Origin of the sequence: Viridibacillus sp. FSL H8-0110 (assembly GCF_038003565.1) — a bacterium.
In the GTDB taxonomy this organism is placed as follows: Bacteria; Bacillota; Bacilli; order Bacillales_A; family Planococcaceae; genus Viridibacillus; species Viridibacillus arenosi.
In genome coordinates this window covers 4,083,300-4,094,717 of the sequence record NZ_JBBOPJ010000001.1, presented here as the reverse complement: position 1 = coordinate 4,094,717, position 11,418 = coordinate 4,083,300, and the positions used below count along the sequence as shown (strand labels likewise).

Annotated in this window: 11 protein-coding genes and 1 other RNA gene; 10 read left to right on the top strand and 2 right to left on the bottom strand. The window is 34.5% G+C overall.

Translation table 11 applies throughout. The features are described 5' to 3' along the window. The first annotated feature begins 26 nt into the window (after positions 1–26). From MHH98_RS20265 to MHH98_RS20250, 4 genes are all read left to right on the top strand, one after another. Positions 27–992, top strand: a complete 966-nt coding sequence (locus MHH98_RS20265; RefSeq protein WP_038180545.1) for a bile acid:sodium symporter family protein — start codon at positions 27–29, stop codon at positions 990–992. A 283-nt stretch (positions 993–1,275) separates the two neighbouring features. Beyond that, positions 1,276–2,511, top strand: coding sequence for an amidohydrolase (locus MHH98_RS20260; RefSeq protein ID WP_340713434.1), 1,236 nt, complete (start codon positions 1,276–1,278; stop codon positions 2,509–2,511). A gap of 2 nt (positions 2,512–2,513) precedes the next feature. Beyond that, on the top strand, positions 2,514–3,728 hold the full coding sequence (locus MHH98_RS20255) for an amidohydrolase (protein WP_038180539.1): 1,215 nt from the start codon (positions 2,514–2,516) through the stop codon (positions 3,726–3,728). A 106-nt stretch (positions 3,729–3,834) separates the two neighbouring features. Next, positions 3,835–4,716: a DMT family transporter gene (locus MHH98_RS20250; RefSeq protein WP_076034235.1), complete on the top strand. Its 882-nt coding sequence runs from the start codon at positions 3,835–3,837 to the stop codon at positions 4,714–4,716. A gap of 3 nt (positions 4,717–4,719) precedes the next feature. Here the strand turns inward: MHH98_RS20250 and MHH98_RS20245 are convergent, their stop codons facing one another. Further along, positions 4,720–5,277: an SLOG family protein gene (locus MHH98_RS20245; RefSeq protein ID WP_076034236.1), complete on the bottom strand. Its 558-nt coding sequence runs from the start codon at positions 5,275–5,277 to the stop codon at positions 4,720–4,722. A 431-nt stretch (positions 5,278–5,708) separates the two neighbouring features. Between MHH98_RS20245 and MHH98_RS20240 the strand changes: the two genes are divergently transcribed. The 3 genes from MHH98_RS20240 (at position 5,709) to MHH98_RS20230 (ending at position 7,735) form a co-directional block, all read left to right on the top strand. After that, positions 5,709–6,170, top strand: coding sequence for a MarR family winged helix-turn-helix transcriptional regulator (locus MHH98_RS20240; protein ID WP_038180533.1), 462 nt, complete (start codon positions 5,709–5,711; stop codon positions 6,168–6,170). Then, complete coding sequence (locus MHH98_RS20235) at positions 6,157–6,627, top strand: glutathione peroxidase (RefSeq protein ID WP_038180530.1); 471 nt, start codon at positions 6,157–6,159, stop codon at positions 6,625–6,627. The genes MHH98_RS20240 and MHH98_RS20235 overlap by 14 nt, the downstream gene beginning before the upstream one ends. 199 nt (positions 6,628–6,826) lie before the next feature. Further along, positions 6,827–7,735, top strand: coding sequence for a methyl-accepting chemotaxis protein (locus tag MHH98_RS20230; protein ID WP_038180526.1), 909 nt, complete (start codon positions 6,827–6,829; stop codon positions 7,733–7,735). A gap of 146 nt (positions 7,736–7,881) precedes the next feature. Here the strand turns inward: MHH98_RS20230 and ssrS are convergent. After that, a non-coding RNA gene (gene ssrS, locus MHH98_RS20225) (6S RNA) lies at positions 7,882–8,077 on the bottom strand. 114 nt (positions 8,078–8,191) lie between these two features. On the opposite strand from ssrS, the gene MHH98_RS20220 reads away from it, so the two are divergent. From MHH98_RS20220 to MHH98_RS20210, 3 genes are all read left to right on the top strand, one after another. After that, positions 8,192–9,067, top strand: a complete 876-nt coding sequence (locus tag MHH98_RS20220) for a LysR family transcriptional regulator (RefSeq protein WP_076034238.1) — start codon at positions 8,192–8,194, stop codon at positions 9,065–9,067. Positions 9,068–9,240: 173 nt separating this feature from the next. Next, positions 9,241–10,569: an LLM class flavin-dependent oxidoreductase gene (locus MHH98_RS20215; RefSeq protein WP_340713432.1), complete on the top strand. Its 1,329-nt coding sequence runs from the start codon at positions 9,241–9,243 to the stop codon at positions 10,567–10,569. Positions 10,570–10,646: 77 nt separating this feature from the next. Then, positions 10,647–11,399: an amino acid ABC transporter ATP-binding protein gene (locus MHH98_RS20210; protein WP_340713429.1), complete on the top strand. Its 753-nt coding sequence runs from the start codon at positions 10,647–10,649 to the stop codon at positions 11,397–11,399. Positions 11,400–11,418 lie beyond the last annotated feature (19 nt).

Sequence of the window (11,418 nt, the reverse complement as noted above, 5' to 3'; positions counted from 1 at the left end):
ATAATATTGTTAAGGAGGTAAGTAACATGCAGACGATAGAAAAGATCGGGAAATTTGTTGGCGATACATTTGCCATATGGGTCTTGATAGTTGCGGGTCTAGCATTATACGCACCAGAGCAATTTACGTGGATTGCCCCTCATATTTCATTATTATTAGGGATTGTTATGTTTGGAATGGGGATGACGCTATCTATAGGAGACTTTAAATTAATTTTGAAGCAGCCTAAGGGGGTTATAGTTGGTGTTTTATCTCAATTTATAGTCATGCCATCATTAGCATACATACTCGCAAAAGTATTTAATTTATCTCCAGAAGTCGCAATAGGTGTCATCTTAGTTGGAGCATGCCCCGGGGGGACAGCTTCAAATGTTATGACTTTTTTAGCGAAAGGGAATACAGCGTTATCTGTAACTGTCACATCTATTACGACTCTACTTGCGCCGCTTTTGACACCAACTATTGTGTTTTTATTAGCTAGTGAGTGGTTAAAAGTATCAGCAAGTGATATGTTCATCTCTGTTGTTAAAATTGTTTTAATCCCTATTGTTTTAGGCGTTGTTGTAAAATTAATATTTAAAAATAAAACGGATGCTGCAATTGGTGTGATGCCTTTCATTTCTGTTATTGCGATAGTAATGATTGTAGCTGCTGTTGTAGGTGGTAGTCGCGATAAAATTTTAGAAACAGGGCTATTAATATTTGCTGTTGTTATTTTACACAATGGTTTAGGGTTACTATTTGGATTCTTAATTGCAAAAGCACTGAAATTGAATTATGAAGATCAAAAAGCAATATCTATAGAAGTAGGAATGCAAAATTCCGGTCTAGGAGCAGCATTAGCAGTTGCCCATTTCAGTCCATTAGCTGCAGTGCCGAGTGCGATTTTCAGTGTTTGGCACAATATTTCGGGTCCATTACTCGCAACTTATTGGAGCTGGAAGGCAAATAAAAAAACGTTAAAAGTATTAGAAGGAAACAAAGAACAATAATTTAAGGCTATTCCACAGGTGTTAAATACTTGGTGGAATAGCTTTTTTATTTTGTCATCACTAATATGAGTATCAGGCTAGTTGTAGATAGTAAAAACCTATACCAAATTTAAAAATTAAGATAGGCTATACGTCAATATCATATTAATTATGAAACTATTGATTACAGAAAATAGAGAATATAGTGACAATAGTATATGATTTACAGAATGGGTGAAAGTTGCATACAATTCGATGCCCATTGTAGCCAACTTACAATTATAGAATTAGGAGGTAGTAAGCAATGCAGAATCTATTGATAAAAAACGCTAAGTTAGAAACAGGTTTTAGCTATATAAATGGTCATATTGTAAGTACGAAAACAGAGATATTTGATGTATTAATTATGAATGGACAAGTAACTGAAATAGGGAAAGGTATACTGGCTTCAAATATTGATATTTTAGATGCACAAGAATCTTTATTAATGCCTGCCTTTAGAGAAATGCATATTCACGTTGATAAAACATATTTTAGTGGTCCCTGGAAGGCTTGTAAGCCAGCTATGAAAGGTATTTTTACTAGAATAGAAGAGGAGGAGGAATTATTACCTGCTCAACTTCCTATAGCACTTCAGCGTGCAGAAAATATAATTCAATTACTACTTTCTCAAGGGCATACACATATCAGATCACATTGTAATGTGGATCCTAAAATCGGTACAAAGCATATAGAAATTACGAAAGAGGCATTTCGAAAATTTGAAGGACAAGTTACTTATGATATTGTAGCGTTTCCACAGCACGGATTATTACGTTCGGGTGTTGAACCATTAATACGTGAAGCTATGAAAATGGGTGCCACACTAGTTGGTGGAGTAGACCCCTCTGTTATTGACCGTGATATTGATAAATCATTACATATTACTATGGATATTGCATTAGAAGCAGGCACAGGCATCGACATGCACATTCATGATCCGAATACACTTGGTGCTTTTGAGTTCTATCAATTAGCGAAATTAACAAAGCAGGCAAACAAAGTTGGTCAAGTAACAATTAGTCATGCAATGGCTTTAGGAGACTTAGAAGGTAAAGAGTTAGAAGCATTAACGGAGACTTTAGCAGATGCTCAAATCGATGTCACTTCAACGGTGCCAATTGGTCGAACAACTATTCCAATTCCATACTTATATGATAATGGGGTGAAAGTTTCGCTTGGACACGATAGTTTAACAGATCACTGGTCACCATTCGGGACAGGGAATACTGTAGAAAAGTTAAATACATTTGCAGAAAGATTTAAATGTATTGATGAATACTCACTTAGTCGATGCTGGAAATATGCCTCAGGTGGAATTACCCCACTAAATGATGTAGGTACGAGAGTTTGGCCTCAAGCGGGGGATTTAGCGAATATAGTATTACTTGACGCAGAATGCTCTGCACATGCTGTTGCTAGAAGAAGACCAATTACGCATGTTATTTCACAAGGTCAGCTGATTTTCACAAATGAAGAACTAGTAGGACAGGAGGGGTAATAATGAGTAAAGTACAATGGCTTTCGAATGTAAAATTAGAAGTAGGAGAAAGAACCTTAGCAGATGGCACAGTTGAAACTGAAACAGCATTATTCCATATTCAAATAACTGAGGGTAAAATAACAAAATTAATATCTACTTCTGAAAACATTCCTTTTAACGAAGATAGTATTGATATGAAAGAGAAACTTGCCGTTCCAACATTTAAAGAAATGCATAATCATCTTGATAAAACATATATGTCATTAGGATGGAGAGCATGTACACCCGTAGCTAATCTAAAGGAACGATTGGCTCATGAAGCAAGTGAGTTGCCATTACTAGCGGATTCTACTCAGCAAAGAGCGACACAAATGATTGAAACAATTTTAGCTAATGGTGCGACACATATCCGTACACACGTTAATATTGATCCTTATATAGGACTGAAGAATTTAGAGGGTGTTATTGCAGCATTGGATTCATTCAAAGGTAAAGTAACAGCAGACATTATTGCATTTCCACAACATGGTTTGCTAAGAGATCATGTTCCTACTTTACTTAGAGAGGCGATGCGTAATGGGGCAACAATGGTTGGGGGATTAGACCCAGCAGGTATTGATAATGCAATAGAAAGATCTTTATATGAAACTATGAATATAGCTACAGAATTTGATGCAGACGTTGATATTCACCTTCATGATGGTGGGCACGTAGGCTATTATACAGTGGATAAATGGGTAGACATTGTTGAGGATGTAAATTATCATGGACGTACAGCTTTAAGCCATTCATTTTGCTTAGGTGATGTCTCTAGCCGTGAACAAGAAAAAATTGCTACACGCCTAGCAGAAAATAATGTAGCAATTATGTCTACAGTTCCTATTAATTTAAAGAGAGTGCTCCCACCAATCGATTTACTTGATCGATACGGAGTAAATGTGAACTTTGGTTGTGATGGTTTCTTTGATTCTTGGAGTCCGTATGGCTCTGGTGATGTTCTTGAAAAAGTAACTCGTTTTTGTGAATTAACGGGTAAAATTGATGAGAAATCACTTAGAAAAGCATTGAAATGGATTACAGGGGGACTTACAGCTCTAGATGAGGAAGGTCAAAAGGTTTGGCCGAATGTTCAAGATGATGCAAATTTTATTTTCTTTGATGCCACTTCATCTGCAGAAGTAGTTGCACGTAAACCACTTAAACGTACAGTCATGGTGAATGGTCAATTTGTATAAATAATTAGAGGATAACCCTAAAGGAAGCAGTGTTTACTGATCCTCTTAGGGGTATCCTCTTTCTAGAGTTATTGTGAAGGCTGAAAAATTATAGAAAGGTATTTTTATGAAAAACCAATTATTTACGTATTTTATTTTATTTTGTTGTGTTTTTGCTTGGGGGAGTAATTTTATTTTTGGTGCAATATTAGTAAATGTATTTGCTCCAAGTGTTATTGCGTTTATTCGATTAATTTTTATAGTGCTATTTTTATGGAGCATTACTTACCGAGAAGTAAGAAATTATAGGCTATCTAAAAAGGGGCTTCTAATATTAGTTGTTGCGGGGCTTATTGGTATTACCCTCAATCAATGGAGTTTTTATGCCAGTTTACAATATTCAGAACCAGTAAAAGCTGCTCTTATTTTAGCGTTATCCCCTATAATGACGGCCATTTTATCTGTAGTCTTTTTTAAGGAGCGAAAGAAAAAAGTATTTTGGTTCGGCTCATTAGCTGCCCTACTTGGTGTTTGGCTAGTCATAACGAATGGTTCCTTTGTGACAATTCACTTTGGTAAAGGTGAGTTATTAATAACATTAACAATGCTATCCTTTTCTATTTTCCTCATTTTTGTTCAACAATTATCAAAATCGATGCCACCTGGCGTCATAACTTTTTATAGTAATATTTTTGGTTTAATTGGGTTGCTACCATTTGTGCAGTGGAAGTATATGGAGCAAGCCCTTACTGTATCATTATCATATTGGTTACTATTAATAGTAACAGCGATTATTATGCACGGCCTATGTACTTATCTTTGGAATAACTCGATTCAAAAAGTAGGAGCATCTAATGCCTCGTTATTGATGAACTTGGAACCATTTATTGCTATGGTTGTGGGTTTAATCGTACTGGGAACTCCAATTGAAATAGTCCAGTTACTAGGTGGAATTGTAATTGTTTGTGGAGTTACTATTTCATTGAGAACTAAAAAAACTCTCCTCTAAAAACTAGTCCCATTCTTTCATCTGTTCTTCTTCAGCAACAACCTGTAAATCATAGGCGTTAATGTTGAGGATCGTGTAATCATGCTTGTCGGCATACAGTTCGGCAAGCTTTTTTATATATTTAGGAGAACCATCGTTTTCTTCATCATAAATAATGAGAATACCATCTGAATTTTTTATAAGGAATTTATTTTTCTCGATAAATTGCCAAGGAGCTTCATATGGTCGCTTCGTTAAACTCGTCACAAAGTTTGCTTTTGCCGCAATCATATCGTATTTTTCTTGTTTTTGTTCATTCCAATTCTTTTGTTGATCCAGAAAAGGTGTGATAATCGCATATTTTAACTCTGAATATTCTATTTGTAGTTCTTGTACAACTTCTGCTGCCCAAGTTTCTACACCGAGTTGTCCACTTAAAATAACCCATTCTAATCCATCATTAATTAAGGAAATCAATTGATTATGTAATGCCTTCTTTATAATCGTTATACCGGGGTGTTGATCATTAAAAATACCAAGTTCATGTGCTTTGTATCCAGTGATAACTAAACGTTTAAGCATGAAGTGCCTCCTCTATAGATTTATTATGTTATAAAGTATTTTACATGCTTAGTGAAGGAATGGAAAAGCATATGCAACAATTATAGTAGAGATAAAAAGAACCTATTTGAAAGTTAACCTCCCAAATAGGTTCTTTAATTGTTATCGCTTCTAAATTGAACAACTTTTTTTGTTTAGTTCAAATCTAAGGCTTTGGTTAATATATTATTTCCCGAACCTACACGGAGGCGAAGGTTTGCTGTTGTACTCGAAACAGATGGATTCAGACGAAGGTAAATTGTTTTTGTTCTACGTCCGCTTTCATCCGCAGTTACATAAAGAAAAAGTCTTATTATAGAATTGGAAAAGATATTTTAACTAAAAATTTACATTTCACGAAATATAAAATAAAATATATATCGTACACGATATATATTTATGGAGAGAGTAATGTGAATAAATCATTTAAATTAGACAACCAGCTTTGTTTTGAAGTTTATAAAGCAGCAAATCAATTTACAAAATTATATCGCCAAGTTTTAGAACCTTTTGACTTAACATATCCACAATATTTGGTACTTTTAGCTCTTTGGGAGAAGGATCAATTATTAGTGAAACAGCTTAGTGAAAAAGTGTGTTTAGGCATAGGGACACTAAATCCGATAATTAATAAGTTAGTTGATAAAGGATGGGTGACAAAGGAAATTTCTATTCAAGATAAGCGAGCTATTATTGTGTCGCTTACAGAAAAAGCACAAATACAAGAATCCTTAATAACCGAAGAAATTCTCAATAAAGTATCGGAATGTGAAACATTAATAGTGCAAGACGGGGTATTGAAATCACGGTTAAACGAATTAAACAAGTTATTAACACAATTAAATGAGATGAGGGATAAATGTGAGTATTTATGATATTGAAGTGAGATTGGATGATGGGACAAAATATAGCTTGGATCGTTATAAAGAAAAGGTTATGTTAATAGTTAATACAGCAACAAAATGCGGATTTAGTCCACAATTTGATGAACTTGAGGCGCTATATAAGAAATATAAAAAAGATGGCTTTGTTGTGTTGGGGTTTCCGTCTAATCAATTTCATCAAGAAGTAGCATCTGCAGAAGAGGCAGCTGCCAACTGTCGTCTTACGTATGGGGTTACATTTCCAATGCATGAAGTTGTCAATGTAAATGGTAAGGATGCACACCCAGTATTTCAATATGTTACTTCTCATTCAAAAGGTTTCTTAGGGAAAAGCGTAAAATGGAATTTTACGAAATTTTTAGTGAATCAAAATGGAGAAATTGTTCAACGTTTTGGTTCAAAAGATAAGCCGTATAGTTTTGAAAGGGAAATTCTAAAATATTTATAGAATATAAGATTTACATAATTGAACTATTTAGTAGGCAATAGAATCATTAAAAATTTTTAGATATATCGCAGAGTTGGTATGTTGGAACGAGGATAATAAATATATTCAATCAACTTAGATGGCTTTTTCATAGTTAAATTAAAGTGAAATACATTGAGTAATAATGACATGAATATTCAAATATAAGGGGTTGAATAATATGAATGTGTTGGAGAATCAGGTGACAGACGAACTTGTAGTGAAAGCCATTGAAAATAATTTAGCAATAATACGTTTTGATTTGAATCGAAAAGTGGCATACGTAAATAATCTTTTTGCACAAACATTAGGTTATAGTGTAGAAGAAATGTACGGGAAGAATCATAAAGAATTTTGCTTTCCATCCTTCGTAAACAGTGTATCCTATGAACGATTTTGGAGAAGTCTACTATCTGGGAGAAGCTTTCAAGATAAAATTGAACGGATGGATGCAACGGGAAATCGAGTATGGTTAGAAGCTACCTATATGCCTATTTTTGCTGAAAATAGTAATAAAATAGTAGGTGTATCAAAAATAGCTACTAATATAACAGAGCGTCAGAATATGATTGTGGAAGTAGCCGACGATTTAAAGAGCATGTCCAAACAGCTACATAATCGTTCCGAAGCCGGAATAATGAGAAGTCATGAATTGCGTGAGACGATTAATCGTATAGCAAGTGAATCAGAGGAAAATACAGTTAATTTAGTGAGTTTACAAAGTCAGGCTGATTCTATTAAAGGGATTGTGAAAACCATTCGTGAAATTGCTTCCCAAACAAATCTATTAGCATTAAATGCGGCAATTGAAGCTGCTAGGGCAGGAGTGCATGGTCGAGGTTTTGATGTTGTTGCAAAGGAAGTAAGAAAACTGTCTGAAAAGGTAGCTCATTCAATTTCCGAAGTGAGGGATAATGTTGAAGGAATTACTTTGGAAATTGAAAAAGTAACAGGAAGTATAAACCGAGTGTCTCAAAGTGTGGAGGAGACGCATGATCAAATCAATGTAGCAATACAAGACTTTGTAGAAATATCAACTTCTGCTAAAGCATTGGATGGAAAAGCGCATAATTTCACAGAGATTGTTTGAAGAGATAGTAAAATGAAAAAAACGTTCATGAATGTACGCACCGTACTAAGTGAACGTTTTTTAGCAATAGTAGGATTTGAATAGAAAGTCGAAATAGAATGAAAAAACCAGTTTCCTTAAAGGAAACTGGTTTGATAATTTAATTTTAATAAGCCGCGTATGCCGTAATTTTTTAATATTGAAAGTTTTAAACCACCACTCCTCAAAGTGGGTGTTCGCAGAGGGTTTCATGTTTGTCCGCATTAACAATGGAATGCGGCATGCCAATCCTTCCTCAATTAAAACTCCCTTTTACAGCTTAAAGGTTAAAACTTAATATGATTACGAACAATGCAGCCTGTATTCATATAATACTGCAAAATTGCTGTAACTGCAAGAATGATGATTACATAGTATTTACTTTCTTTTTCGAGTACACTAAGACTGAAAAATGGAATAATAAAGGGAGGTAAATAGATGAATATTGATCATTTAGAAGCCTTTATGTATGTCGTGCATTTGCAGAGTTTTCATAAAGCATCGAAGGCGTTATTCTTATCACAGCCTACAGTTACAGCACGGATTAAAACATTGGAACGTGAATTGAATACTGAATTATTTGAAAGGCAAGGAAGAGGAGTAATACTAACTCAGCAGGGGAGGGATTTTATTCCATATGCTCAGCAAATAATCCAAACATTTAATGATGGAAAACAGCAGATGAAACATCGGGAGAATCAGCATGAAATTGTAATTGGGGCAAATATAATAACTTCTCAATACTTTATTCCATTTGCTTTGTCTTTTTGGAAAACGCAAAATCCTGAGTTACGCTTTAAAATTGTATCTGCTACAAATGATGTGCTGTTAGAAAAGTTGTTGAATAAGCAAATTGATATGGCTTTTATGAAACAGTTAACAAGTGAAGGTATTCAACAAGATAGTATGCTTGATAATTCAGTGAGATTGATCGTTAGTCCTGGACATGCTTTATTAGGTAAGAAAATAATCACCGCAAAAGTACTAGCAGAGGAACCAATGGTGTTTTTTGAGTGTGGTGCTTTTGATTGGAATTTGATTTATAAATTGTTTGAGGTAGAGCAGGTAGAACCTCTTATTGAATTTAAAGTAGATCATTTAGAAGTAGCAAAATCACTCATTAAAAATAAACATTGTATTGGGTTCTTACCTTATTTATGTGTGAAGGATGAGCTTGCAAGAGGTGAATTAGTAGAAATAGATACTTCTCATTTGTTGTTGATTAAGCAACATGTCTATTTAACATATTTTCAAAGTGAAGCGGTTGAACTACTACGCAAGGATATAAATCGCTCTATAAATGCATTTCTATAATGGAAAATAGATTGATAGAAATTTTTAATCAATTATTAATTTTTCCTATCATTATTACTCTTGTCAGCTCTATATGAAAAATGTTAGTATTATCCACAATTAGAAAACGTATAATTCTTATCAGTTAACTTGTGATTAAAAATTATGCGGAATTGAAAATGGGAGGTATTAGTATGGCTGAAAAACGAGAAATCAAATTCGGTGCGATTATTCATGGTGTTGGTGGTAATATTTCAGGATGGCGTCATCCAAAAGTGTTAACAAATTCAAGTGTAAATTTAGATTTTTATACGCAACAAGCACAGAAGGCAGAGAAAGGGAAATTTGATTTAGTATTTATAGCAGATGGTCTATTTATAAATGAGAAATCAATTCCACATTTCTTGAATCGTTTTGAGCCGATAACTATTTTGTCAGCGTTAGCTGCGGTTACTTCAAAAATAGGTCTTGTTGGTACAGTCTCGACTTCTTATAGCGAACCGTTTACTATTGCACGTCAATTTGCTTCACTTGATCATATTAGCAATGGTCGTGCAGGTTGGAATGTCGTAACAACCCCATTAGAGAACACAGCATTAAATTACAATAAAACTGTTGATGAACATCCTGACCATGCAAAACGTTATCGCATTGCGGAAGAGTATTTAGAGGTTACAACAGGTCTTTGGGATTCTTGGGATGATGATGCATTTGTTGGGGATAAAGAAAATGATCAATTTTTTGACCCATCTAAGTTACATCAACTTAATCATCAAGGAGAATTCTTCTCTGTACAAGGACCGTTGAATATAGGTCGCACAAAGCAAGGGCAGCCAGTCATTTTCCAAGCAGGTTCATCAGAAGCAGGAAAACGCTTAGCAGCTAAAGATGCCGATGCCATTTTTACAATGGCTAAAACTTTGCAGGAAGCACAAGAATTTTACCAGGATGTTAAAGATCAAGTTAAAACCTTTGGTCGCAATCCTGATGAAGTTGTTATTTTGCCAGGGATCTCTCCGATTATTGGTGATACTGAAGAGGAAGCAGAAACAAAATATGAGGAATTAGCAAATTTAGTGTCTATTGAACGAGCACTAGCCTACTTGGGGCGCTACTTTGATCATCACGACTTTTCTCAATATCCACTAGATGAAACATTCCCTGATTTAGGTGATATAGGCGCAAATAGCTTTCGTAGTCATACAGACCGTATAAAGAAAGAAGCAATAGAGCAAAAATTAACTTTACGTCAAATTGCGTTGCGAGAAGCAACACCACGTACACAATTTATCGGTACACCTGAAAAAATTGCGGATTTAGTACAGCTATGGTTTGAGGAGCGCGGAGCAGATGGTTTTATTATAGCAGCTACATTGCAAGACGCATTGAATGATTTTGTTGATAAAGTTGTACCAATTTTACAACATCGTGGTATTTATCGAGAGGACTATGAAGCTGATACTTTAAGAGGGAATTTAGGATTGCCATTCAAACAAAGCCGCTATATAAAGCAAACTGTTTAAAATTTTTAGATTAATACCTAGTTATTCAATTTGAATAGTAATGATTTTTGAATAAAAGTATTGAGAGGAGGTATTAGATGATTGTTATTAAAGAGTTACGTAAAAGTTTTGGGCATAATGAAGTGCTAAAAGGAATTAATATCGAGGTCGATAAGGGCGAGATTATTTCAATTTTAGGACCAAGTGGATCTGGAAAGACAACACTTTTAAGGTGTTTAAATTATTTAGAAAGGCCAGATGGCGGCACTATAACACTCGGTGATATTTCTATTAATTCTGGTAAGGTAAATAAAAAAGAAATTAATAATTTGCGTAAAAAATCTGCGATGGTTTTTCAAAGCTATAACTTATTTCAACATAAAACAGTACTGCAAAATGTAATGGAAGGTTTAATTGTAGTACAAAAAAGAAACGCAAAGGAATCGAAAGAAATCGCATTAGAAGTGCTGCAAAAAGTAGGGCTAAAAAATAAAATAGATTCCTATCCTAGTCAATTATCAGGAGGACAGCAACAACGTGTAGGAATTGCTAGGGCACTTGCTTTAAATCCCGATGTTATTTTATTTGATGAGCCTACATCAGCCTTAGACCCAGAATTAGTCGGAGAGGTTTTAGAAGTAATCGCTAAAATTGCTAAAGAAGGAAAAACAATGATTATCGTGACTCATGAAATGAACTTCGCTAGAGAAATATCTGACAGAATTATTTTTATGGATAATGGTGTTGTAGTAGAAGAAGGGACACCAAACAATATATTTGTTGAGCAGAAAGAAGAACGTACAAGACAATTCTTAAAAAGGATGACTCCCGAGTTGGATTATTCCAATTAAGGAGAAAAGAGGAGAGTTG

What these genes read in the sequence shown, in the direction of transcription:
- MHH98_RS20220 (WP_076034238.1), top strand. Translation starts at nt 8,192, where the DNA reads ATGAATATTGATCATTTAGAAGCCTTTATGTATGTCGTGCATTTGCAG.
- MHH98_RS20265 (WP_038180545.1), top strand. Translation starts at nt 27, where the DNA reads ATGCAGACGATAGAAAAGATCGGGAAATTTGTTGGCGATACATTTGCC.
- MHH98_RS20255 (WP_038180539.1), top strand. Translation starts at nt 2,514, where the DNA reads ATGAGTAAAGTACAATGGCTTTCGAATGTAAAATTAGAAGTAGGAGAA.
- MHH98_RS20215 (WP_340713432.1), top strand. Translation starts at nt 9,241, where the DNA reads ATGGCTGAAAAACGAGAAATCAAATTCGGTGCGATTATTCATGGTGTT.
- MHH98_RS20210 (WP_340713429.1), top strand. Translation starts at nt 10,647, where the DNA reads ATGATTGTTATTAAAGAGTTACGTAAAAGTTTTGGGCATAATGAAGTG.
- MHH98_RS20230 (WP_038180526.1), top strand. Translation starts at nt 6,827, where the DNA reads ATGAATGTGTTGGAGAATCAGGTGACAGACGAACTTGTAGTGAAAGCC.
- MHH98_RS20260 (WP_340713434.1), top strand. Translation starts at nt 1,276, where the DNA reads ATGCAGAATCTATTGATAAAAAACGCTAAGTTAGAAACAGGTTTTAGC.
- MHH98_RS20245 (WP_076034236.1), bottom strand. Translation starts at nt 5,277, where the DNA reads ATGCTTAAACGTTTAGTTATCACTGGATACAAAGCACATGAACTTGGT.
- MHH98_RS20250 (WP_076034235.1), top strand. Translation starts at nt 3,835, where the DNA reads ATGAAAAACCAATTATTTACGTATTTTATTTTATTTTGTTGTGTTTTT.